The sequence below is a fragment of the Mesorhizobium sp. WSM4816 genome, assembly GCF_055811535.1.
On sequence record NZ_JBVVQR010000007.1, the window covers coordinates 211,787 to 234,971 of the forward strand.

Annotated in this window: 25 protein-coding genes and 1 pseudogene; 9 read left to right on the forward strand and 17 right to left on the reverse strand. The window is 60.3% G+C overall.

The window, feature by feature from the left end; genetic code table 11:
* Positions 1 to 180: 180 nt before the first annotated feature.
* The 4 genes and pseudogenes from AC0L3H_RS11570 to AC0L3H_RS11585 form a co-directional block, all read right to left on the reverse strand.
* A complete protein-coding gene (locus AC0L3H_RS11570; protein WP_473585527.1) occupies positions 181 to 1,044 on the reverse strand; it encodes a GNAT family N-acetyltransferase in 864 nt (287 codons plus the stop codon).
* A gap of 128 nt (positions 1,045 to 1,172) precedes the next feature.
* Positions 1,173 to 1,886 (reverse strand): hypothetical protein, encoded by a 714-nt coding sequence (locus AC0L3H_RS11575; protein ID WP_473585528.1) that lies wholly within the window; start codon positions 1,884 to 1,886, stop codon positions 1,173 to 1,175.
* Positions 1,887 to 2,617: 731 nt separating this feature from the next.
* Positions 2,618 to 3,292 carry a peroxiredoxin-like family protein gene (locus AC0L3H_RS11580; RefSeq protein WP_473585529.1) on the reverse strand — a complete coding sequence of 225 codons (675 nt, stop codon included), beginning with the start codon at positions 3,290 to 3,292 and terminating at the stop codon, positions 2,618 to 2,620.
* 218 nt (positions 3,293 to 3,510) lie between these two features.
* Positions 3,511 to 3,645, reverse strand: a pseudogene (locus tag AC0L3H_RS11585) (sunset domain-containing protein); the annotation flags it as partial.
* Positions 3,646 to 3,701: 56 nt separating this feature from the next.
* Between AC0L3H_RS11585 and AC0L3H_RS11590 the strand changes: the two are divergent.
* The 6 genes from AC0L3H_RS11590 (at position 3,702) to AC0L3H_RS11615 (ending at position 6,790) form a co-directional block, all read left to right on the forward strand.
* The gene (locus tag AC0L3H_RS11590; RefSeq protein WP_473585530.1) at positions 3,702 to 3,911 is read left to right on the forward strand and encodes a hypothetical protein; all 210 of its coding nucleotides are present in this window, start codon (positions 3,702 to 3,704) and stop codon (positions 3,909 to 3,911) included.
* 2 nt (positions 3,912 to 3,913) lie between these two features.
* Entirely contained in the window at positions 3,914 to 4,087 is a 174-nt protein-coding gene (locus AC0L3H_RS11595; protein ID WP_473490972.1) for a hypothetical protein, read from the forward strand.
* A complete protein-coding gene (locus AC0L3H_RS11600) occupies positions 4,087 to 4,317 on the forward strand; it encodes a hypothetical protein (protein ID WP_473585531.1) in 231 nt (76 codons plus the stop codon). Before AC0L3H_RS11595 ends, AC0L3H_RS11600 begins: the two co-directional genes overlap by 1 nt.
* 100 nt (positions 4,318 to 4,417) lie before the next feature.
* Positions 4,418 to 4,645 (forward strand): WGxxGxxG family protein, encoded by a 228-nt coding sequence (locus AC0L3H_RS11605; RefSeq protein ID WP_473490971.1) that lies wholly within the window; start codon positions 4,418 to 4,420, stop codon positions 4,643 to 4,645.
* A gap of 953 nt (positions 4,646 to 5,598) precedes the next feature.
* Positions 5,599 to 5,868, forward strand: coding sequence for a hypothetical protein (locus AC0L3H_RS11610; protein WP_473585532.1), 270 nt, complete (start codon positions 5,599 to 5,601; stop codon positions 5,866 to 5,868).
* Positions 5,869 to 6,412: 544 nt separating this feature from the next.
* Positions 6,413 to 6,790 (forward strand): hypothetical protein, encoded by a 378-nt coding sequence (locus AC0L3H_RS11615; RefSeq protein ID WP_473585533.1) that lies wholly within the window; start codon positions 6,413 to 6,415, stop codon positions 6,788 to 6,790.
* 125 nt (positions 6,791 to 6,915) lie between these two features.
* Here AC0L3H_RS11615 and AC0L3H_RS11620 read toward each other — a convergent pair whose 3' ends face one another.
* Positions 6,916 to 9,138, reverse strand: coding sequence for an alpha-glucosidase (locus tag AC0L3H_RS11620; protein ID WP_473585534.1), 2,223 nt, complete (start codon positions 9,136 to 9,138; stop codon positions 6,916 to 6,918).
* A 773-nt stretch (positions 9,139 to 9,911) separates the two neighbouring features.
* On the opposite strand from AC0L3H_RS11620, the gene AC0L3H_RS11625 reads away from it, so the two are divergent.
* Positions 9,912 to 10,133 (forward strand): DUF768 domain-containing protein, encoded by a 222-nt coding sequence (locus tag AC0L3H_RS11625; RefSeq protein ID WP_473490966.1) that lies wholly within the window; start codon positions 9,912 to 9,914, stop codon positions 10,131 to 10,133.
* Between the two features lie 1,127 nt (positions 10,134 to 11,260).
* Here the strand turns inward: AC0L3H_RS11625 and AC0L3H_RS11630 are convergent.
* Entirely contained in the window at positions 11,261 to 11,470 is a 210-nt protein-coding gene (locus tag AC0L3H_RS11630) for a hypothetical protein (protein ID WP_473585535.1), read from the reverse strand.
* Positions 11,471 to 11,607: 137 nt separating this feature from the next.
* Between AC0L3H_RS11630 and AC0L3H_RS11635 the strand changes: the two genes are divergently transcribed.
* Both AC0L3H_RS11635 and AC0L3H_RS11640 read left to right on the forward strand, forming a co-directional pair.
* Positions 11,608 to 11,850: a hypothetical protein gene (locus AC0L3H_RS11635; protein ID WP_473490964.1), complete on the forward strand. Its 243-nt coding sequence runs from the start codon at positions 11,608 to 11,610 to the stop codon at positions 11,848 to 11,850.
* Between the two features lie 111 nt (positions 11,851 to 11,961).
* The gene (locus tag AC0L3H_RS11640; protein WP_473585536.1) at positions 11,962 to 12,267 is read left to right on the forward strand and encodes a hypothetical protein; all 306 of its coding nucleotides are present in this window, start codon (positions 11,962 to 11,964) and stop codon (positions 12,265 to 12,267) included.
* A 577-nt stretch (positions 12,268 to 12,844) separates the two neighbouring features.
* Here AC0L3H_RS11640 and AC0L3H_RS11645 read toward each other — a convergent pair.
* The 11 genes from AC0L3H_RS11645 to AC0L3H_RS11695 all read right to left on the reverse strand — a co-directional run bounded on the left by AC0L3H_RS11645 (position 12,845) and on the right by AC0L3H_RS11695 (position 22,638).
* On the reverse strand, positions 12,845 to 12,991 hold the full coding sequence (locus AC0L3H_RS11645; RefSeq protein ID WP_473585537.1) for a hypothetical protein: 147 nt from the start codon (positions 12,989 to 12,991) through the stop codon (positions 12,845 to 12,847).
* A 418-nt stretch (positions 12,992 to 13,409) separates the two neighbouring features.
* Complete coding sequence (locus AC0L3H_RS11650) at positions 13,410 to 13,820, reverse strand: c-type cytochrome (protein WP_473490961.1); 411 nt, start codon at positions 13,818 to 13,820, stop codon at positions 13,410 to 13,412.
* Entirely contained in the window at positions 13,801 to 14,679 is an 879-nt protein-coding gene (locus AC0L3H_RS11655) for a cytochrome c oxidase assembly protein (protein ID WP_473585538.1), read from the reverse strand. Before AC0L3H_RS11655 ends, AC0L3H_RS11650 begins: the two co-directional genes overlap by 20 nt.
* The gene (locus tag AC0L3H_RS11660) at positions 14,676 to 15,017 is read right to left on the reverse strand and encodes a hypothetical protein (protein ID WP_473491151.1); all 342 of its coding nucleotides are present in this window, start codon (positions 15,015 to 15,017) and stop codon (positions 14,676 to 14,678) included. Before AC0L3H_RS11660 ends, AC0L3H_RS11655 begins: the two co-directional genes overlap by 4 nt.
* A 1-nt stretch (position 15,018) precedes the next feature.
* Positions 15,019 to 15,624, reverse strand: coding sequence for a cytochrome c oxidase subunit 3 (locus AC0L3H_RS11665; protein WP_473585539.1), 606 nt, complete (start codon positions 15,622 to 15,624; stop codon positions 15,019 to 15,021).
* A complete protein-coding gene (gene ctaD / locus AC0L3H_RS11670; RefSeq protein ID WP_473585540.1) occupies positions 15,621 to 17,597 on the reverse strand; it encodes a cytochrome c oxidase subunit I in 1,977 nt (658 codons plus the stop codon). The genes AC0L3H_RS11665 and ctaD overlap by 4 nt, the downstream gene beginning before the upstream one ends.
* Positions 17,594 to 18,601 carry a cytochrome c oxidase subunit II gene (coxB, locus tag AC0L3H_RS11675; RefSeq protein ID WP_473585541.1) on the reverse strand — a complete coding sequence of 336 codons (1,008 nt, stop codon included), beginning with the start codon at positions 18,599 to 18,601 and terminating at the stop codon, positions 17,594 to 17,596. The genes ctaD and coxB overlap by 4 nt, the downstream gene beginning before the upstream one ends.
* Positions 18,598 to 19,131, reverse strand: coding sequence for a c-type cytochrome (locus AC0L3H_RS11680; RefSeq protein WP_473491150.1), 534 nt, complete (start codon positions 19,129 to 19,131; stop codon positions 18,598 to 18,600). Before AC0L3H_RS11680 ends, coxB begins: the two co-directional genes overlap by 4 nt.
* 1 nt (position 19,132) lies before the next feature.
* On the reverse strand, positions 19,133 to 19,945 hold the full coding sequence (locus tag AC0L3H_RS11685; RefSeq protein WP_473585551.1) for a substrate-binding domain-containing protein: 813 nt from the start codon (positions 19,943 to 19,945) through the stop codon (positions 19,133 to 19,135).
* A 31-nt stretch (positions 19,946 to 19,976) separates the two neighbouring features.
* Positions 19,977 to 21,800, reverse strand: coding sequence for a methanol/ethanol family PQQ-dependent dehydrogenase (locus AC0L3H_RS11690; RefSeq protein ID WP_473490955.1), 1,824 nt, complete (start codon positions 21,798 to 21,800; stop codon positions 19,977 to 19,979).
* A gap of 58 nt (positions 21,801 to 21,858) precedes the next feature.
* Entirely contained in the window at positions 21,859 to 22,638 is a 780-nt protein-coding gene (locus AC0L3H_RS11695; protein WP_473585542.1) for a GlcG/HbpS family heme-binding protein, read from the reverse strand.
* Between the last annotated feature and the right edge of the window lie 547 nt (positions 22,639 to 23,185).

Genomic DNA, 23,185 nt, shown 5'->3' on the forward strand with positions numbered 1-23,185 from the left:
CGTTTCAGCCTGCGGTGGCCGGACGGCTTCGTGTGCCGAAGAAAGCTTGGCGTCCGGCATCCCGGCCGCCTGCTGCTGGTGTACGGATCATATCGGAACCTCAACTTGGACGCAGCCCAGATATCGGGCTTCGTGGCCGTTTATCCATTCGTCAGCTTTGGCACCGAGCTGCCTTCCCGGTCAGTAGAAGACGGACGGCATATAGGTTCCGATAGGCGCACGGTATTTGCCGATCGACATGAGCGTCATCGGCTTCACCGTTTGCATGCGGTGTTCGAGACACCACCGAAACAGTCCCGTTTGCCGGATCGGCAGCAGGAAGGAGAGGGGTTCGGAGTGCGCGGCCACAGCGCCGAGGAGGAGGTCCGTCATCCCGGCTTCGCTCTCTGCAACGCCGTGATTGGCAATCCAGAATGTCGGCGCCGTCATGTATGCCGCGATGCGACCCTCACGCTCAGCGACGAGAGGCGTGAGAGATCGCAACGCCTCCACCAACTCGCCGTGCCGAGAGATGCCGTGCACCTGACGAGAGAGTGCGTCGCAGGCGTCCAGGTCGTGCTCGCGCATCCGGCGGACGATGACGTCGGCTGTCGGCTTCCCGGCCGGACGGCCGGTCATCACAAGCACAGGTTCCCGAACTTCGAAGCCGATCGAGGCATAGAGCGCGATCGAACGCATATTGAAGGCGTCCTGAAGCAGGCGGATGCCCGTCGCGCCGTTTGCATGGTCAAGAACGGCCTGCATCAGCTGCCGTCCGATGCCGGCGCCCTGGGCAGTCGGATCGACGGTGATCGGGCCGACGCCGCGGATCGCATCCGCCTCCGAGAGGAAATTGGAGCCGACCACGCGACCATCCTCTTCGGCGACGACCCCGAATACCGATGGGTTCGTGGTGAGTCTTCGGGCCAGTTCAATACCGGCCTCAACGGCTGGGAAATCAGGCGGGAAGCCGTGCCGCGCTGCAATGCCTTGAAAAGCCTTGTAAATGATGTGGCCGCATGCCTCCGCGTCGGAGGGTGCAGCCAGGCGAATTTGTACGGTCATGATTGTTTCTCCACGGTGCCACGTCCTGTTGCTGCCGATGGGCCAAGAATCACTGCAGCGGGCGCCGCAGTTGGCGCCGCGGCTCGGTTGCGCCCGGCGCAGCCGGGCCAGCGCAAACCGTGAAGTCCTTAAGGCCGGCCGTGACTTGCCCGCCGCTGGGTTTGGTGCGGATGCTCGGCGCCGTTCCGGTGGTGCTTGCACGTCACCGCAGGGTTAAACGGAGCGAAGACGCCGTTCGGGTTTTCGCGATAGATCCAGACATGCCGGTCGTGGTGCGGCTCGAAGAGGTGCGCCTCATCCGCCGGCGTGGCGGGATCGTCCGCCATGGTGTCATACGGCACGCCTTGGAACGTCGGCGGAGCGTCGTGCCCAGCCTCCTTCCAAACGCGCGCGAAGACCAGGTTCTCAACCGCCACGAGTTCGAGCGAGCCGTCGGCCTGTGGTTCGTAGATCAAAATCGACGGTATTAGAAAATTGGTGTGTATGCCGTTTCCATCCACGCGGGGATTGGGCGGGGCTGAGACCCCGAGCAGATCGAAACGGGCAAAGTGAATGCCCATGGCTCCGAGCTCGGCGGTATAGCCCATCATCTCCGCCGTGTCGCACAAGTTCAGCGGATCTCGGACGTAGCCCTCTGCTAGGGCTACTTTCACGTCTCTAAACCGTTCCGTTGCCGCCTTGACCTCGGCGAGACTTGGTTCACCGGGTCCAGGCGATGATGCGGCGGGTTCGGCGGCGATCTCATAGCCACCCGCCGCGGCGGTGGCCGAAATGGCCGCCGCCGTGATTGCAGCGACCAAGCGCGCGGCAGTACCCGCGCCACGAATGTGACGTCCGTACATTGTCTTATCCTCTGGTGTGGTGGCACCGTGGGCGCTGCGCCCCGGTGGCGGTTTGCCGATCGCAGCGGGGCTGGCCGCACCATAGTCTGGAGCGGGCAGATGCCCGCCCATCAGATTTTCACACCGCTGCTCTCGATAACACAAAGTATACGGCTCGACCGCCGCGCAATCCATCAGCGCCTTTGGCCGTTTGATCGGCAAAAATGCATAATGGCAGCGCGATCGACCGGAACACCTTCGCCGCCAATGTGAAGCATTTAAGGGGCGAGGAAGACCGGGGGCAGGGTGACGGAAAAAATAACGTCAACCTCATGAACCTAGCGCCTCGGTGTCATGTTCGGTCGAAGCGGACGGGTTGCCAGTGTCGATCGCCAGCGGTGAGGGGCAGCGCAGTCTGTCGCATGCACGGTGCGGGCGGTGGCGCACCTGAGGGCAAGTGGAACGGCAACTATCGCAACGGAGGCAGGACCAAACGCACATTGGCAGCCTTGGCGGTGGTCCAGGCAATGACGCGGATATGTCGGCAGACGATCGATGATCTATCGGATTAAATGGGAACTAGTCGCCATCCTGCTCGCCGCAGGAAGCCATACCGGACACCCACCACCGATTAGCCAAATCAGCATCGACGAGTGGGTGAAATGCTTCGCGCCGAGCGCGTCGACCCCGGTTCGAACTATCGGTTTGCATAACACCTGCTATCCGTGCAGCCGATGTCCGCAACTGCGCCGCTACTGACCAACGTGCGACGCTGCCGACATTAGCTCCTGCATATTCGGAGCGCCGAACAGGCCGCCATCGAGAACCTCGGTGGAGGTCCAGCGAACGACACCGTCGCGGTCGAGCAGGAACTGGCCGACGAGCTGCCCCATGCCGGTGGCCATCATCTGTTGATCCGCTTCCGTGATATCGTAGCTGTCCTTCTTGTTCAGATATTCGAGCGCCGCAAACGGGTCCATCGGCTCCGGCATCTCGCCCGGCAAGTCGACCCGCATCGACTTCGCATCGCTCATCGAAACCTTTTGCGGCCATGCGCTCTCGTCTTCGGTGATCTGCATATTCGGCAATCCAAAGGCGCGATGTGAAGTCCGCTCCGGATCGGATGCCGCGAGCAGGCCGAGCATCGGATGGTACCGGAGATAGAGGCGCGCCCGCTCGATGGGCGTGTTGACCACTGTCAGGCTTTCGATGCCCTTCTCGTCGAGGGCTGGGGTGAGCTGCGAAATCGTCGCGATATGACGCCTGCAAAAAGGACAATGGAGACCTCGATACAGCCCAACCAGCACTGGTTTCTCGCCACGGAAATCGTCGATAGCGATTGTGCCCTCGCGGGTAATCGCGTCGAGGACGAAATTGGGCGCCGTTTCGCCCAGATGCAGAGGGCCTACGTCGGTGCGGTCAGACATGCTTGATCCTCCTCGCGGGTCAATCCAGTAACGGAAGCACGGCGGCAGTTCCGGCTCCAGCCCGTGTTCGGCACACACTTCCTGTGCGTGTTGAAATTGCAATGTAGCACAGAACTGGGCGGCGTTGGCGCGCTACCTTAGTGTCGCCACTTTCCGAGCTTGATTTCCGGTCATTTTCGCGCCTCGAGCCATCTCTATGGCATTGGTATCGTTTGACGTTATCGCCTTGCCTTACGCCAGCCGGCCGCGCGCGCCTCGGCATCGCTGCAAAACCAGCGCTCGCCCTTCGAAGGGCTGATGCGGGTTTCCGCATAATACTCCTGACCGGGGACGTGATAGATCTTGTCGCCGGTTTGACTGGCGAGGAATATGTTCCTTACTTCTGACTGGATCGACCAGGAAAAGGGCCATGAAAAAGCGCCAAAACGAGCCGGCCGGCGAAGAAATGTCCGAATTGGAACTGTTTGCTCATCAGGCCATAGCTGCGGCAGGTGGCGATGCCGTGATTGCCCTGCTGAACGTGCTCGTCAAAAATGTCGAACTTGAGCGCGAACTTGCCTTGTCGCGGGCAGCAGTCTCGAATGGCTTTTCTCGCGGCTGGCACAAGGCCCGACCCTAGCCATGGCAAACACGGGGGAAGACAATTTCCGGATCGAGGTTTGGGATCGGGAGGAGAAGACGCTGATCGAGACCATCTGTCGATCGCCGGACTCATTTGTCAGCCAAGCGGCCTGGCAAACCGCCATCCGGCGTCGACCCGGCCTGCTCCTGATCCACTACAACAGCGGCATGTGATGGAAAAGATCATCACGCCCGGCGAGCCGACAGTGCCGCCGCAGACCATCGTAGAGGGCAGCATACATGCCGGGCGGGACGTATCGCTGAGCGATCTCCGCAAATGGCACATGTTACGGGCCTGGTGCAGAAATTGCTCGCACCATGCGGAGGTCAAGGCGCCGGCCCTCATCAGGCGCTATGGCAGGGACGCGCTCTTCAGCACGGTCGCTGATATCAGCGTCCGATGATCGCGCCTGATTTTGGTTGCGCGGGTCACCGTTAGTGCACTCGCGGGAACAAAGGTCGTGTCCGCCTGTTAGATCACACCTCGAACAACAGGAGACTGCGATGCTCACCAAATCTCTATTAGCCCTCATGCTGGCTATCAGCTTAACTGCAACAGCAGTACCTGCCCTTTCGCAAGAGACGCCAACACCTACACCGCCTGCCGCAGCCGATGACGCTCGCGACGACTTCGACTGGGGTTGGTTGGGCCTTATCGGCCTACTGGGTCTGGCAGGTCTAACAGGCCGCAGGAGGCGGGACGACACTCTCGGTCGGACGAACGTCAGGTAATGAGATACGGCGGGAGCGCCGACCGCCGCTCCGCCATCCTCGCCGCCCCTATGTAGCGCTCTGCCTCAGATGTGAGATGCTGAGCACCTCACGTGCGACTACTTCTTACGCTGAGTCGTCTCGCCCGCGAGGCGAAATGTGCGGCGGGCTTCGGCTCAAGAGGGAGGGCGACTCGGAACATCTACGTGAGGCTCTCGCGTCCCGGACCCTTGCAAATCATACGGCCTAAGTTGACGCACACAACTTCGATCCCGGGCCAATGGGAGGGCTCATTCAAGCTTGGAACTGTGCGGAACCGTACGAAGCGGATTGCAAGCAACCAACCCGGTTGCCAGGCATTAATTTGGAAGCATTGGGAGGAAGGCCATGCTCCACGTTAACATGCCTCGGGAATTTGAGGTCGGCGATGAGGTTGCGCTGCCAAGTACCGTTATCACGATTCTCCCTAGCGGCCGCGCCAGAGTGAGCATTCCGTCATATGACCATCCGTATTCGATTGATCCGCCGCCCAAAGCCCGGGCCGGAGACCGAGTGGTTCTTGTTGGGGACGTCACCCGCATAGATCGCGGAGCGAATAAACTCACTGTGCGGATTGACTGCGGCGGGGCAATTACGGTCGACAAGTCGGCGATCACTCGGCTGAGAAGGCACCGCAGGACTTCAGCGGGTTGACGCTACGGCGATACAACAGCCGCGCTTGCGTTGCACAGAGCCTGGCGTTTCTCGAGGAAAAGTTCGTGAAGGCTGGCCGCACTGTTACTAGATCGCCCGCGGTCGCGGATCACCGCAGTGCCCCGGTGAACGCTCTGAGCTACGGGCCTTGATGCCCGACTTCACTCACTGTGTGGCTTGCCATGATGCGCGCAGGAAAGACGTTCTAGGCACAGGATCGGAGAAACAAATCCGCTTGGCCCACGTTGCGCTTGATACGATCGCGCAGCCAGGAGGATCAAATGGGCACGCCGGAACGGGATTTTTCCGAGAAGCTCCGCGAGCGCATTAGGGAGAATGCCCCTAACGATCGCGGTGAACGGGCCGGTCTACAGCTAGTTCGCATGGCTATTGAAATGACGTGTCCCGCCGGCGTTCTGCCGAGCGAGGAAGCCGTCCTGCTGCTCTACGGGCCTGAACCCGTCCACGAGGGCGAAGCCCTGGCCAAGGCGATTATTGAGACTGTCGAGCGGCTAACCGAACGCCCAGAAGTGGCTACTCCTCGTCACTGAAACCCAGCAGTGAAGCATGGCGTATGAGGCTGTGATCGCCACGGAGATGCTTGACCCGCAGCTTCACGCCGGGCCCGACCCACTGCGTCGCCGGCCGTTTCTTCATGCCCTCCGGCGGCGGTCCAGCGTGCTCTCGAACCCGCTTCAACAGCCTCTCCTTCATGTCGCGGCCCAGGTTGATGAACGCCGAACCGACATACTTCCCGGCGCCTGGCTCAGCCAAAAGGGCGAAGGCTGCCTTGCCAAGGCTCGCGCTCGACTCCCATCAATTCGAACTCGTCGACCGTTCTTCAGCCAGTTCGACGTCGGGCCGCTGCGATATCGACTACCGAGACGCTTCGACACAATGCCCTCATGCCCTGCCTGGTCGGCCACGGGGGCCGGAAATCAAAGAGACGGCTCGAAGAAGAAGTGATCAACGCGCAGGAAAGCGAAAACTGCATGACCTCCGGCAAGTAAGCCTTAACCACGCCGGCAAGGTACCTTTTTCAGACAGTCGATCTAAGCTCATAGTGCGCTTGAATACAAAGATCGCAGATCAGACATGGGTCATATTCGTCTCGGGAACCTGCCCACCACAAAGAAGTGGAAAGAAGTCGTAGCGCTCCTCGACGAAAGCGACTCCCGCATCGCTTGTATTGCCCAGGCCGTGGAGCGAGCGGCCGACAGGTCACTTGCGGAAGCGGTGAAGGACCCTGCTTTCGTTGAAGGGTTCTGGCTCCTGCTCAAAATTCCGCAGGCAGCCAAGGACCCAGATTTCCAGGCCGCTCTCGCGGAGATCGGTATTCAGGTTCCTCCTGATCCGTCCCTGACAGATCTCCTTTCCGGATTTAACGACGCTGTGGAGCGGGCGCGTCGCAACAGCGGGCGAGACATCACCGATTCAGTCTTATTGCCCGCAATGCCGCGATCTCCGCACTGAATAGCCACCGTAACGCGCCCCGGTGGCAGTCATTCCTGCAGTCGCGTCCACTCGCCCAAAGCAGACACACACTTGATAGCTGCTGGGTTAAACGCGATTTCCGCCGGGCACCAATCACAGTGAAATCAGTTCGCGGAAGCAGCGCCTTTTAGATAGCCCTCAAGAGCCGCCGCATTTGCCGAACCTTTGCGTATGAACAAAGCCGGTTTACCCAGAGGCGCAGGCATACGCGCCCATTCTCCTGAATACGCTATGTCGCTGCCGGTCCACGCATCAATCCACGCGCTGCCCTGAGGAAAATAAGCGTCGACCTCATCGGCACCCTTGTCGAGAACCGGCGCGACCATGAGGTCTTCGCCCAAAAGGAACTGATAGCGAATATCATGGGTGTTGGCGTCGTCCGGATAGTGAAGGAACAGATGCCGGACAAGCGGCAGACCCCGGGTATTTGCGTCGACTTCGAGTGCCTTGCGATAGGGAGCGAGCGCTTGGTAGATCCGTCCAAAACGGCTAAGATGAGCCAGCATCTCCGGGTTGCTGTCGGCCTGGACCGCGAGTTCGGGAACGATCCCTTCTTGAGTACGCATAACTGCTGTGAACGCGTTAAGCTCCATCCAACGCATCATCAACTCGGCCGTGCGATTGATGACGGGGATTTCCGTTCCGGCGATGTCGATCTTGAGGAGCACGTAACCGCCGACATCGCTATGCATCAGACTAAATCCGGAAATGCCTCCGGACAGGATTCCGACGACGGCGGTCTTGATGCCGTCATACTCATCCCAACTCATCAATTGATCACCAAGCCAGAACAGCGTGGAGATTCCGGGGCTCTGCGTAAAGCCAGACCGGGCAAAGAAGACCATCCCATCGCCGTGACCTGTTTCGTCGATCACTTCGCGGCTTAGGCGCTGCCATTCTTCCGGATATTTGTTGTGCCAGACCCATGGATCAGCACCGTCATAGAGTTTGGCGTCAAGCGGCAATGCTTCGCCGAAGTCAAGCATCCATCCCCCGACATTCAGGGGCACCATATTCAATTTCATTACGCCTTTGATCCAGGATCTTGCGTCGGGATTGCTCAAATCGATCATGCCAACTTGGAAATTGGCGTTTTGGATGAGGTATGGTGATCCGTCAGCGCGCTGGACAAGATAGCCCTTGGTCTTTGCTTCCTGGTACAGCTGATCGTGCCCGGGAACCGTGGCGAGAAACGGATTGATGTAGATCAGTATCTTGCCGCCGTTCTTCCCAATGTCGTCGACCAGCTGCTGCCAATGAGGGTAATAGCTGCTGTCGAAAAACCAATTCCACCAGAGCTGGGTTCCGGCACTGGTTGGGTGAGTACCCTCCCAATCTTGCAACCAAAGATCTGCAACGGGAACGCCCGCGTCCCTTGTGCGAGCCAGACGTTCCCGAACCTTCTCTGTGCCACCCATGATGCCAAGAATGACACCGTTGTGCACCCAGTCCGGCAACTTACGCATGCGACCTGTGTATTCGGTGTAGGCTCCGAGCAAGTCGACCGGGGTTTCGCCGTAGAGGATGCGACCGGTCATAATGTTCGACCACAGCTTGATTTCGATCGCATCAGCCTTTCGCATGTCGAAAGCGCTATATTCGTAATTCTCCAGGAACATGGAGCGAACCCGGCTTGTCATGATATAGGGCGCGGGATTGCCTGTATGATAAGGGTTACCCCCGCTATTTCGATCTAAAATATCGACCAGTTCCGTCACGATCGGCTTGCCCCGTCCGATACCATGCTCTTCAACAAGGATCGGGATAAGCTTGCCCTTCTGGTTGAAATGGGTGAGTTGCGAACCGCAGCCGAAAATAGCTTCGTCCTTGGCGGAATCGACAGTAAGCAAAATTCGATTGAGCGAAGGCGCCTGAGCTCCGAAAAATTTGATCACGAAGCGTAGATGCGTTTCTGAAAGTGCTTCGAATGCGAACGCATAGGCAACGTTGCCTGCTTCGCCGGTAAGACTTCCTGAAACGGTGGCTCTGTTGCCATTGACTTCAATATTGTCGATGGTCGGCGAATCGTAGCGTGCAGCTATCGTGTCGCTGATTTCGAACGTTCCCTCCGGGGACCCAAATTCCTTTGTCTGTACAAACGCTTCCTGCGCCGCGAGGAAATCGCCATTCGATGGCGTTGCCCAGATCACGCGATCCAAGTTTTTTTTATGCGAAACGCTCAGTCGATTTTTGGTGTGGGATAACATGAAATCGCCGACCGGATAAGTTGTCGCACCAGGAGTTGCTGCTGCGCCTTGTCTTGACATTGCGGGCACTGCTACGACTGCAAGCCCAATGGCAAACAGATCTCTGCGCTTCATATCCATCGCTCGTTGCCTCATGTGGTAGGCGAATGACCGCCCATTACAGGCGCCGGCAAAGGACGGCCATGAGCCATTGCCGGCTCTACAATATCACCGCAGAATACAAACTGAACTGGCGAAAAAGCGCTCGCAGCGTGCTTCGATATACGCGTTTGCTTCGGAACCCTCGTGTTAGACAATGTCCGGTTGTCGAGATCTGGAGCCAGGAACTGACATTCCGTTTTCGTGAAGAGTTTCGGGCGCCGGCAGGCGTACGAAAGTCCCCGAGGAAGGAACCCGCGGGCCACGGGCGGTGGGCTATGGGGATTTCGATTTGCGACCGGTGTCGGCGATGGTGCGACTGCCGCGAGGAAGCGCCACGATGGATGCGGACAGACCGCTTCGTTGCGCCTCCGTGCGGTGTTGTCGGCCCGGCGCGCGGCTGGGCGCGGCTCTGTCGGCCTCGATGATCACGATGGGCACATGTGGATCCTTGCCAACTACTTGGCTGGTATCACCAATGAGGACGAGCTTGTCTCGGTTTCCAAACTGCCGCTGGGGCGGTGAGCTAGTTGTGAGCTTTCAATAGGTTGTCCATCCGGTCCGAAGCGAGGATGCTGAGGTTGTCGAAGCTTCAGAGTCCAAGGAGGGACCGGATGAACATCCACAAAAACGCGTGAAACACCTCAGGGGCGAGGCAAACCTCCGGAACGCCTCGCTGCAGGATTTCTGGGATGAGAGCTAACATGGCCGTGCGCTGATGGAACCGAATTGATCCGGTGCGACTTATCTGGCCCATGAGCACACGCGGAACAAACTTTCTTCATCAATGGCTTGCGAACACCGTGCCCGAGGCGGTGGGGGCGGATATTATCTCGGTTAGCGAATTGGCCCAAAAACTATTCGCCGACGCCAAGGCCCTCGGAATCAGCACCACGGAGATAGAGGAAGATACCGGCAGCGCCTATGAGACGATCCTGGACGCGATCGTTCATCATGACGCCGGTGTAGCTAGCTGATTATGGTCATGCAATCAGAGCATCAGACCGACCCTCGAGACGAAGGCCTCGACGCCTATTGCCTAGGCATGCCGCGCTCAGCGTGCCCATATCCACCATGGAAGCCGCAGCGCTATGCATGGCTGCTTCGATGGGATGAAGCCAAAGAGATAGACGAGCACGAAGAAGAGTAATTCAACCACGCCCAAACCCGCTGGCGTTGGAGGGTAGGATGCGGGATGCCATCTTGATACTCTAGCAGATCATAGCTTCAGCCGCGCGAACTCGAGCTCCCGCTCGATGTAGACGCGGTTGGCCGCGCGGGTGGAGCCTCGCCGCGTGGGGCTGATTGAAACGAATCCTTTGGCCTGCAATCTCTACTGTGTCGCCATCGAGCACGGAGGCGCGGCCTTTCATGGGGCCGGGCAATGGTTCTGTCCAGTTTGTTATCGTGCTTTGGAGCCCAGAGGTGTTCTGTTGGCCGGCGGTGCTGGATCGCGAATTGGGTGACTGCGGCGGCAAGCGTGCCGACACCGAGGAAGATCAGCCCTAAGAGCGGTCGCGGCAGCCGTCGTCACGGCATTCTTCTGCCGGCGCGCTTTCGCCAGCTGTCAGCCTGATTGGCGCCTTGATAACGGTGGCCTTTGCCCACGCCCGCTCTCCCCGAAGAGAGAATGCGTCCATTGCGGAGCAGAGTCCAGCTTTGCGGCGTGGCTTATGCGGCCTGTGTCTGTTCGACAGTCTTTCTGCCTGGCATCGCTATCAGATAAGCCTAATGTAATTCATGATCTGGCCATTTAGGGGGCGCGGCTGCGCATTCGGGTTAGGCGCTAGCATCGCCGCAGCCTGCGCTTTCGGAATTCCTTTGGCATCGGCACATGATGACTGGTACGAAAAACAGTGCTGCCATGACCAGCATTGCGAGCAGATGGCAGACGGTGCCGTTCGGGAAACAAGCGAGGGCTTCAAGGTGCCGTCAGGCGAATTGCTGCCTTACGCCGACGGCAGGGTGCGTCAGTCGCACGACATGCGTTTTCATTGGTGCCATGCCCAAAAAGTAACGGGAGGCCGGCATCGTGAATTCCCATCTGGCAACCCTGACATTACGATCTGCCTGTACGTGCCGCCTAGGTCATTCTGACGTTCGGTCACGGGCTCGCTGCTGCTCCGCGTGTGTAGCGCAGGTTATCCTGATTGGAGACGCACAATCCAGCCACTTTCCGAAGTAGTGATGCACGATCGGTGCCGATCAACTCGATCAGTTCGCGCGCTTGAGCTTCAGTTATTCCGGCTTCCTTGGCGAGGAACTGCGCCTGGAAATCCGTCATTTGGTCGCGCTCGGACTTTTCTTCGCCCATGGTGAGCCTTTTGCACTTGGATTGAACCGGAACGCCGGCGGGAGGGTTTTGTTGCGATCAATGGCTCCACTTTCCAGGCATTTTTCGCTTTCTCTGGAACACATGCGTGAGATGAAAGTTCGGGCAGTGCAGCAATCTTGTTCCCTCCAAACGATGGGCTGCAGATCGGCGATGCACCGATCGGCCCGCGTCCTTTCCTCATGGGGCGCGGGCTTTATTGCCCGCACGGAACATCAGGCGCGGGTGTGCGTTTCGCCGGCATGAAGCAACTTCTCAGCGAAATGGCCGTTTTGGCAGATCCAGGCTTTTGGGTCGCGCTGGCGCTTGTTCTGGTACCCTACGCCATCGGCGTCGCACTGCTGGTCTGGGTAGCTGGGTGACGGTTGCGACAGCCGCCGTTTCCCTTCCCACGCCGTTGGGGTTCGGGTCTTGGTCAAAATTTTACATTAGAAACTTGGAACATAAGTGAGGCAGAGAGCATTGTTGGCGCCATGGACAAGAACGATGGCGACAATATTCCTGAGGGGTTTCCGGGCAACCTGCCCGAGGATCCAGTTATCCTAGCCGATATCACGCAAAGAATTTCGAGAGAGATCGACGGTAAAATTGGGCCGGACGGTTTGGCGGTCACGGAGGCCAGGCGGGAACGCAATCTGGTTGAGGAATGGGAAGAAGCTGACGCCGCCCTCGACAGCCAGCCGTCCGTGGTTCCGATTTTCCTGGTTCTGTATGCGCTCTCAATGTTGGGCTTGGTAGGGTACGCCATCGCTCGCTTGTACTTTCTATGGCGCGCTTGAGTTTGCTTCTTTCATTTAACTTACAGGCGGCAGCTCCCTGAGGGAGCTGATTTTCCTTCTTGGTCAGCCTCGCCATGGAACAAGCCCCGCTGCCTCACGGTGGCGGGCTACTACCTTGCAGGTCGCTAGTCAGAACTCTAACCGCGGCCGATCTCGTCCAACTGCCCTTCATCGTATTTTTTAGATGCCATTTCACGGACGGCATCCAAGCCGAAGTCTTCGATCGCTTCGGTCGATGCACTACCAGGACACGCTCTGTTCCATCAAAGGCTTCAAGCCACAACTCGAACCGCTCAGTGGTTCCATCTTCGCCCGTAAAAACTAAACCCATATGCCTCTCCCTAGCAAGCTAGCGATTCAGCCATGTGCCATGTTGCGGAGTTTGGAGGCGCGCGTTCCTGCGAGTTGCCCAATTAAGCGGCTGATGTAGCGGCTTGGCATGATGGAACACTTGCCATCGCGCGCATCGAACGCCTGCAGGCAGACCAGTAGATGAAGTGTTCCGATTCATCGTCTGCGGGGCTAGCGTGCGGCTTGCCTTTGCAGCCGGTCCCGATGTTGTCGGTCCTGATCCGCTTCATCCGTCCCATCTGGCGCCGGCTTGGCTACCGTCAAGGCCGGCGGTGCGCATCTTGGCGCGTGCTAACGCAATCTGCGCCTCGACCTTGGCGTTTTCCTTTTGCGTCATGTCGTCGGCGGCGATCAGCCGGCGTAGGGAGCGCATGATCTCCCCACGCGCTCAGCCGGCCTCCAGCATGCAATCGACGATCGCCTGAGGGACAAAATCACTGGGCGAAGGGGGCTTATAATGCCGACCCATCAGCAAGCTGAGAGAGCGGGTGTTGCGTTCCTCCCCTTTGAGTTGGCGTTGTTGGGCCGCGTGTTCGATCGGCTGAAGGTCGGGGCTCAATCTGACAACCAACGTGGAGCGCTCGCATCTCGGAACATCGCAAACTACATGGCCGGCGTGTGGGACGAGCAAGAACGTCGGGTGCAGTCTTCTGTCCGGCCTGTTCATGCAGCCGTCGAAGCTGCTGGCCCTGATGGATCGGCGAACAAGGCCTCAATCTGCTTTGCAGAGAAGATCCGCGCGAGGTCGACTTCCTGTTTCAGGACCGCCGGTAGGTGACAAGCTTTCAGCTTCATCTGAGCGCATACAAATAGGCCGCGACGTCGCGAGCCTCCTGCTCCGAAAGGCCGGTCGAAGGCATTGCCGTATGTGGAACGATCTGTCTGGCGGCGCGAATCCAGCGGATCAGGTTCTCCGGATTGTTGGGCAAAAGCCCGCCGACATAGACCTTGGTGGCCAGGGTGGCGTCCAGGCTCGGGCCAACCAGCCCATGTGCGCCGGGGACGCCGGTGATCGTATGGCAACCGGCGCAACCATTGGCCATCATGATCGGTATGGCACGGGCAGCGATGCCACCGGTTGCATTGTTCGCTTCCCGTTCGACCCTGTCGGTGCGTTGCGACCACCATGTCAGCGCCGCTAAAATTGCAAGTGCAACAACGGTGCTCGTGGCGAAAATCAGCCTAGACAGGTTGGAATGCAAGCGACGCCTCCCGGCTTCTCTGTCCGCTCGAGCGGATCCACAAGCCCGCCAACAACAAGGCAGCTCCGCCGTAGATCAGGCCGGCCGGAACCCACATTACCAGGCCGGCGAGTTGCTGGTCTTCGAGCGGACTGAGGTGCCACAGTTTCGCGCCGGCGGCATTTTCGGGGTACCAAAGTCTCGTCGAGACCAGGAGCAGCACACCGAGCAGACCGGTGTGCAGCGAGGTGAAGAAGAGGTGCAAAACTGCGCTGCCATAGGCTTGTTCATGGCCTGGGCGCGGCCGCATCGCCCACCAGAACAAGACGCCGGTGCCGAAGAAGCTGGCATGCTGGGCATAATGGAGGAAACTGTGTTCGAGCGCAGCCTCGAACAGCGCCGGCACGTGCCACGCCCAAATCGCGATGGCGTGCAGGATGGTGGCGGCGATGGGACTGCTGGTCGAGGCCCAGACGGCCCGAAGCATTTTCGCGTGCCCGGCTGCGCCAAGCGTGTGCCGTAGCCAGATCGGCAGTGCCCACACCATTGCAGCCCCCGGACGGGAAGCGACCAGCAGAGGCGCTGCGACCGCCATCAGCAACTCGTGCTCGATCATATGTGCGGTGAACATGCGCTCAGCCAAAGCATGAAGCGGGCTGACGAGCGCAGACACCAATACGGCCCAGCCGGCAGCGAACAGCAGGGCCTGTCGCAATCGCAACGGGCGGCTGCGCCGGCTCCTACGCCACAGTCGAACGGAGCCTGCCGCATAAAACAATGCGATGGTCGCCAACGGCAGCGTGATCGGCAGCGCCAGCGTCCATCCTGGGGCGGTGCCGCCATAGCAGATCGAGGCCGAGAAGGGCGCATCAAAGCTCATCGCAGGCACTCGTCGAGAATGAGCGAGGCGGCGCCTTGCATGATTATGACCAGCGCAAACAGCACAGCGACCAGCATGCCCAGATTGGCGACAAACGCCTCAGTGTCGCGCGTGCGCTCTGGTTTGAAGGATGCCCCGCCCTGTTGCCGCGCCCGCCACGATAGCGCTCCGCCAACCAGAGACATTACGGCAAGCACCAGTGCTATGAAGGGTATGACAGGAATCCGGTGGGCGCACTGCCATTCCACAACGGCGTAGTTCAGTTGCGTCGACACGGCCCAGGCCAACGGCCCCGACAAGAGACCGCCCCATGAGGTCCCTGACTGAAGCGCGCGCATCTCAATCAAGCCTCGGCATCCAATAAATCAAGAGATAGATCGGAATCCAGGTCACGACGACGAAGTCCCAGTAGAAGACGTTGTCACCGACGTCAGCGAAACGACGGCCACTGTTGGCGTGGCGCGTGAACATCAAGACGGTCAACACCAGCGTGTCGGCGACATCGGTGATCAGGTGCGCGGTGTGCAGGCCGAGCAAGACCCAGAGCATCGAGCCGTAGGCGTTGGTGTCCCAATAGATGTTGAGGGCTGGGAACTCGAACCAGCGCACGACAAGCGGCGCGATCCCGAGCAGCGACATGGTTACGAGGGCAATGCGCACTGGCAGCATCGCGCACGCCTCGGCTTGGCGCTTCAACACGTGGTTGGGGACCAGGCTGGCGAGCAGCAAAAGCGTCACGATCGTGCCCGGCCAGTGGTTCGGCGCCGGAGCGCTCAACGGCCATTGCGGTGATAGATAGGCGAGGTAGAGACAACTCCCCGCCGCAAGCGCGAATCCCATGCCTTCGAGCGCCATGAAGGCGAGAGTGCCCCACCAGGTCGGGGTACGCGGCCCGTGCCCGAAGGTCGGGAGCTCGGAAAGATCCATGGCGGGACGCTGCTTCATTCCTCGTCCTCCGCATCGCCTTTCGGCCAAAACCAGCCGATCAAAGCGACGGCGATCGGTCCCGCTCCCCAAACCACTGCCCATGGGCTGAAGATCGAGTAGAGAAAGGTAGCCCCGACTGCGAGTGCGGCGAGCAGCGGCCAGACCGACGGCGTTGCCGATTTCTCGCGCACGTCGGGATGCGCATCCGCCACTGTCGAGGTGACCAGTTCGCGTGCGTCGACCCGAAGCCCCGTCGCCACCGCAAGCGTTCCGCGTTCGGCCCATAGCGGCTCGACATGCATCACGACCGGAATGCGGAGGAAATTGTAACTCGGCGGCGGCGATGACGTTGCCCATTCCAATGTGCCTGCATTCCAGGGGTTGTCGCCGGCCGGGGCGCCCCTCAAGGCGCTGTGCACCAGATTGATGGTGAAAAGCGCGAAGCTCACGAACAGAACGACCGCGCCAGCGGTGATGAACAGGTTGATGTCACCCCAGCCGAGCTCCGCCGGATAGGTGTATACCCGTCGCGGCATGCCCCAGATGCCGACAATGTGCATCGGGAAGAACGCTGTATTGAAGCCGAAGAAGGCAAGCCAGAAATGCCAGCGCCCGATGCGCTCGTTCATCATCCGGCCGGTGATCTTGGGAAACCAGAAATAGGCGGCACCCAGCAAGGGAAATACCGACCCGCCGATGAGCACATAATGGAAATGCGCCACTACGAAATAGGTGTCGTGAACTTGCAGGTCCAACGGCACCGAAGCCAGCATTACACCAGTCAGGCCACCGGCGACGAAAATAAAGAAGAAGCCGAACACGAACAACATTGGCGTCCTGATGACCGGCCGTCCGTCCCAGAGCGTCGCCAGCCAGCAGAATATCTGCAGTCCGTTCGGAATGGCGATCAGCATGCTCGATGCGGTGAAGAAGCTTGCGCCGAGCTTAGGCAGGCCGGTGGTGAACATGTGGTGGACCCAAAGGCCGAACGACAGGAATCCAATGGCAATCAGCGACAGCACCAGCCCCAAATATCCAAACACCGGGCGCCGCGCGAAGGCGGCGATGATCGAGGACACCATCCCGGTCGCCGGCAGGAAAATGATGTAGACCTCCGGATGGCCGAAGAACCAGAAAAGATGCTGGAAGAGCAATGCGTCTCCGCCTTCGGCGGGGTTGAAGATGTGGGTGCCGACCAGCCGGTCCAGGATCAGGAATGTCGAGGCGATCATGACCGCGGGCATCGCGAACACGACGACGAAGGAGGTGACCAGCATCGCCCAGACGTAGAGCGGGATCTTGTCAAGCGACATGCCAGGGGCACGCTGTTTCAGAACCGTCACTATGGTTGCGACCGCGACGGCGAGTGCAGAGATCTCGGTGTAGGTAATCATCTGCGCCCAGACGTCGGCGCGCTTGCCTGGCCCGAATTCGGGACCGGACAGCGGCACATAGGCGAACCATCCGACATCAGGCGCCATATTGAGCGCGAACGAAACCCAGGCGAACATGCCTCCCGACAGAAAGATCCAGAAGCTGAAGGCGACAAGGCGCGGAAACGCGATATTGCGGGTGCCAACCATCAGCGGCACAAGGTAGATGCCGCTCGCCTGCACGATAGGCACGGCAAACAGGAACATCATTGTCACGCCATGCATCGTGAACAACTGGTTGTAGAGGTCTGGCCCGATCAGCCCGCGCTCGGGGCCCGACAGTTGAATGCGCATGGCGACCGCGTTCAGCCCACCGAGGCACAGGAACACGAACGCGGTGATCAGGTAGTGCCGCGCGACGATTTTGTGATCGACGGTCGAAAGGGCGCCGATGATGCCAGGTGCGGTTTGCCACGTTCGCGCAAGCCAGCGGTCAAGGCTGGCATCGTCGAGGTCGGTGTCGCGCGGGCCGTCGCGCTCAGGGGGCAAATCCCCTTTTGAGGCCACGTCACGGTTTGGGGTCGCGTCACCCTCGTGAGCGAGGTCGGCGCCGCTCATCGCAAGCCCTCTAGATAGGCGACGATCGCATTCAACTCGTCGCCGTTCAGATCCACCACCGGCATATGGGCGCCCGGCTTGATCCCCTGCGGATCGGCGACCCATGCCGCAATGTTGCCGCGGCTCATCGTCAGCGTCCCGGCTGCCAGCGTTTGCCTGCTGGCGACATGGGTCAGGTCTGGGGCGACCGTGCCGCCGGCGATGGTGCCGCCGATCTTGTGGCACATCACGCAGGGCCGCTTGATGAACAAGTCGTGCCCCGCTTTCGCCTCAGGCGAGGCAGGCGGGGCGGCGGGCTTCAACTGGTCGTTCAGCCAGGCGTCGAAGACGGGCCGGTGCTCGGCGATAACGAAGGTGCTCATATTGGCGTGCTGAGCACCGCAGAATTCGGCACATTGGCCCCGATAAACGCCGGGTTTGTCCGCCTTGAGATCAAGAACATTCTCGACGCCCGGAACGAGGTCCAGTTTGCCGGCCAGGTTCGGCACCCAGAAGGAATGGATGACGTCGGTCGAGGTCAGAATGAGCCGCACCGGCTCGCCTGCCGGGATATGGATCTCGTTGGCGGTGGTCAGAATGCGGTTCGGCTGGCCGTTTTCATAGCGCACCTCCCACCACCACTGATGCCCGGTCACGCGGATTGTCAGCGCAGTATCCGAGCCGATCGCAGCGAGCGTCCTGTTGGCGAAGAAGCTCAACAGCGTTAGCCCGATCAGGATCACCGTGGTGGCCCCGAGCGCCGCAAAAACAATGTGTGCCTTGTGGCGCTCGGAAGCAGCGTCGAGGACAAGCGGATCGCTGAGCGGTCGTGCTTGCCGGATCAGGGCCATGGTCAGCACGATCATCACCAGCAGCCAGACCACGGTGCAGAGGGCGGTGAAGAACCAGATCAGCCACGCGAGCTCGCTCGCCGCCGGCCCCTTCGGATCAAGGGCGGATTGCCAGCCGCTGCATCCTGCGAGGGGCAGAATGGCGCCGCACACCACCCAAACCAGCCGTCTCACGGCGACTTCCCCAGCGTCGCGGCATTTGGCAGGCGATTTTCGGATGGGCGCACCATCATGTCGTCGTTGCGCCCGGGCGCGGCGGAAGAGGGTACGTTGCCGCTCAGCGAGCGGACAAACGCGGCAAGTTCCCAGATCTGATCGTCGGGGACCCTGTCACGGAAGCTCGGCATCCCGTTCGGGCGCCCGTCTCTGATAGTGGCGTGAATACTTTCGATCGAACCGCCGTAAATCCACTTTTCGTCCATGAGCGCTGGTCCCATGCCGCCACCGCCATGGGCATGGCAGCCGGAACAGTTGAACCAGTTGAACAGACGTTTGCCCTGGCTAAGATGAAACGCGTTTGCCTGGAACGCTGCTGCCTTGGTGTCGGACAGAGACGGCCGCTCGCCGCCTGGCACAAGGGAAGTGACCGGCGTCGGTTGCTTGCCGGAGCCGAGCGCCGACTGAGGGCGGGAGTCGCGTTCCTCGCGCTGGCATCCGACAATGGTGAGCAGTGCGAACAACAGCAAGGGAAATCCGCGGTTCATTTCAAGGCGCTCCGGCAGTATCGAGCCGGGGCGTGCCATACTGCGCCAGAATCGCCTTGATCTCGGCGCGGTGCTTTGCGAGGGCAGCGTCCACTTCGCCGCGCAGCGCATTATCCTCGTGACGCACGCCCATTGAGATGTCGTAGACCATCGGCAATTGCGGACCGTCCATCCGCGGTTCAACCGGCGTAATTCTCAGCGCTACCTTCTGTCTGGCGGCAAAGTAGCCGGCCAGCGGTCCCCAGACGACGGCCATATCGATATCGCCGCTCGCGACCGCTTCGATGATGCGCGCCGGAGGGTTCGGCGCAGAATAGTCGCCGTAGACCGGGAAGCCGATGAGATGGCCGACGATCCCGCGGCGCCCGAGCGCCTGGGCGGGTGGGGAGTTGGCGCCGTCGTCACCGATCAGCTGGACGCCGATGCGCAGATCGCGCAGGCGGGGATCGTTGAACGAACTGACTTCCGGCGCCTCCTTGCGCGTCACGAAGACGTAGGACGAGCGGTAGTATGGCGCGGTGGTGCGCAGAATTTCGAGGTTGGCGGGAGTGCCGGGCACGAGATCGCACAGGTTGGCTTTCAACGTGTTGCGGATGAAGCCACGGCGCTGCGCCCACCAGGTATAGGAAAGGGTTGCGCCAAGTTCCTTGGCGACAATCCCCGCGATCTTGTTTTCGAAGCCTTCACGGCGGGCGTTGGAGAAGGGCATGTTGTTGGGATCGGCGCACACCCGCAGCTCGCGCGCATTCGCCAGGGCGGGAACAAGACACATGGCCAGTACGCAGATTGTCGCGACAAAATGTCGGGAACGCATGCTCCCCCGTCGCGCAGGCCCGTCGATCGCTTCAAGGCAGCCGGAATACATACAGCGTACCTCCCGGCGTGGTTACGTCCTTCAGATCCTTCATGACGTTGGCAAAGCCGAGCGCCGCGGTGGCGTCGCGCGGGTCGAGATCTCCCGACACGATGGCACCTGCCCAGCCACCGACACCCGACAGGATCGCGACATATTGGCGCCCGTCGGGACCGCGATAGGTGATCGGCTGGCCGATGATGCCGGAAGAGGTCTTGAACTGCCAAAGCAGTTTCCCGGTCGTGGCACTCACCGCCTTGAACCAGCCTTCCATGGTTCCATAGAATACGACATTGCCGGCTGTAGCGACGGCGCCGCTCCAAACCGGAAAGTTCTCCTTCAGGACCCACGCCGGCTTCGCGGCGGCGACATCCCAGGCGGTGAACGCACCGCGATGTCCGCCTGGCCCCGGGATCATGCGGACATTCATGCCCACATACGGCGTGCCGGCGATGTAGTTGACCTCTACGCCTTCTTCGTCCATGCACAGATTGTTGTGCGGGAGGTAGAGCAAGCCGGTCTTGGGCGAGAACGCCGAGGGCTGCCAATCCTTCAGGCCGGATGCGGTCGGGCAGATGTTACGCACGACCTTGCCGGTGCCGGTCTCTTTCTCGGGATTTACAATCAGCCGGCCCGTCTTGAGGTCGACACCCTTGCTGGAATTGACTGGCCCGAATGGCACCGCGGACAGGACCTCGCCCGTCGTGCGATCCAGCAAGTAGACATAGCCGTTGCGTTCCGGCCGGACGAGCACCTTGCGAGGCTTGCCCTGCCAGGTCATATCCAGCAGCACCTGCTCGTTGACGCCATCGTAATCGTGCAAATCGTGCGGAGTCCACTGATAGAACCATTTCGCAGTGCCGGTGTCGGGATCCCGGGCAAAGATCCCGGACGTCCACTTGTTGTCGCCCGGTCGCAGGTCGGGATTCCACGGACCGGGGTTGCCCGTGCCATGGAAGATAAGGTCCTGATCGGGGTCATAGGAAATCCAGCCCCACACATTGCCGCCGCCAATTTTCCAAGCGTCCGGCGGCCATGATGTGACGCCGAGATCCTTGCCCTTGTCCATATCGTAATGCGGTTTGAAGTCGGGGCCGATCAGCACCTCGGCATCCGGGCCGGTGCTGTAGGCAGTCCAGACGACATGCCCGTCACCGGCGTCAAGCGCCTTGATCCAGCCTCGCACGCCCAGTTCGCCGCCGGAATTGCCCACCAGAACCTTGCCCTCTACCACCAGTGGCGCCATGGTAATGGTCTCGCCGATGTTGATGTTGCCGATAGGGGTGTTCCAGATGGCTTTGCCGGTCGCCGCGTCGACCGCGATGGCGCGTCCGTCGAGCGTGTTGAAGAAGATTCGCCCGTTGGAGAAAGCCGCACCCCGGTTAACCACGTCGCAGCAGGCAACTCCCTGCGCAGCAGGTTCGGGATTGGGCTCGAACTTCCACTTCATCGGTGCGCCGGGTCTGGCGAGATCAAGCGCGTAGAGGATATTGGGAAAAGGCGTCACGATATACATCGTGTCGCCGACAACCAGCGGCGCAGCCTCCTGGCCCTTGTTAACGCCGGTTGAGAAGGTGAAGGCCACCTGCAGGGTCTTAACGTTGTCTTCAGTGATTTCAGCCAGTTCGCTGTAGCGGGTCGAGGCATAGTTCTTCGCCGGCATCGTCCACTGGCCATCGTCGGATGGGGCGGCTGCAGCGGGCGGCCTAATTGCAGGCTCCGCCGGCTGGGCAACGGCTCCGGCCGCGAGCGAGAAGCTCGCCAGCAAGGTCCAGCCGATCACCCTCGATTTGGTCCGACCATCTATCCTCGCCATCGCCCGGTCCTCCCTCCGGCAGGCGCCCAAACCTTGGCCGCCGCCTGTTGCACCTGTCTCATTCGTGCATCGAGCCGCCGACCCCGGCGCCGAGCTCCGCTGCAACGTCCGCCTCGCTTCCGGCACATAATGGGTGGCCCCAGCCGGAAGCGCTTTTCCCACCGGGGTCGAGATCATGGACGATGGCGTCTTTGCGATTTGGATTGACGCCGGCCGGCACCTTGTCCAGTCCAAGCGCAGCGCGTGTGCGCCAGGCGACATTGTGATCGGCACAGGAGGAATCGCCGCTCACGCCAAGTCCCCCGACGATCCCTTTTCCATCGTAAAGCGGCAAGCCGCCGCCGAATGCGACTATTCCCCCGACGGGCTTTCCCATCAGCGGGTCATCGGGACTTCCAAATGTCGACGGATTTCCGGCATAAGCGGCTGCCTGGTTGACAGGATTGGTGGCCTGCAGGCCGAACAGAGATCCCCCCGGCTGGACCGCCGCGTAGAGGTTGGCGGTCGAAAGGGCCATATTGGCAAGGCTGATGCCGTTGGCCGTACTGGCCTTTTCGGCTGCAATCAGCCGGCTGCCCGGCCATTGGGCATCAGGTGTGGGACCGCTGAAGGCGACGGCGCAGACTGCGCCGTCGCGAGCCACGACCGCCGCCCATTCATGGGTGTCGAAACCCCCATTGCCGGGGCCGCCGCTCGCCTTGACGCTCCCCTTGAGCGCGCTCAGCAGTTTGCTGTGGTCGACAGGACAGGCCGCCTGAGCCCAGGCTTTTTGTTCGACGTAGCCGATCGTCAGCAGGAACAGACCCGATGCTACTGAGGCAGTCCAATGACGATCCATCGCCCGCGCCGCGCTTATTGAACTCCCCCTAACGCATGAGAGGCGCAGAAGTGCCAAACATCATGAAATAAAATAGCAGATTGGTTCGGCTCAGAATCATCGCGATGCGTTCAGACAGTGAAACAGTTCTGAGCGCTCGCGGTTGTGAGAGATAGAGGATGTTCCACAGCGAAAACTTTACCTCTCGCGCGGGCCAGTCTGGCAGGCGATGAACCGGTTGAGTGGGCAGCAGGGTCATTGATAAACTGGTAATCAAAAACACGATCCGTATCGGCAACATTCACCGGCGGCACTTCTTATTCCTGTCCAGGTTCAAGACCAGGGCAGATGGCCGGCGGGTTTTCCCAGATGGGTACGCGGCAGTGAGCTTGGCTAATCCCCAATAGAGATTGTCGAAAGTACGGCAACTGCTAGTTACTCCCGCCTATAAAAGCAAATTCGCGGAAGCGTGCCGCGCCAAAATGTTGCGTACGTTAGAGACTTGCCACTGGCCATTGCGCGCTGTGCAAACGCCGCGGTTGTTTAGGGCGATTGCCAGTCCACGCAG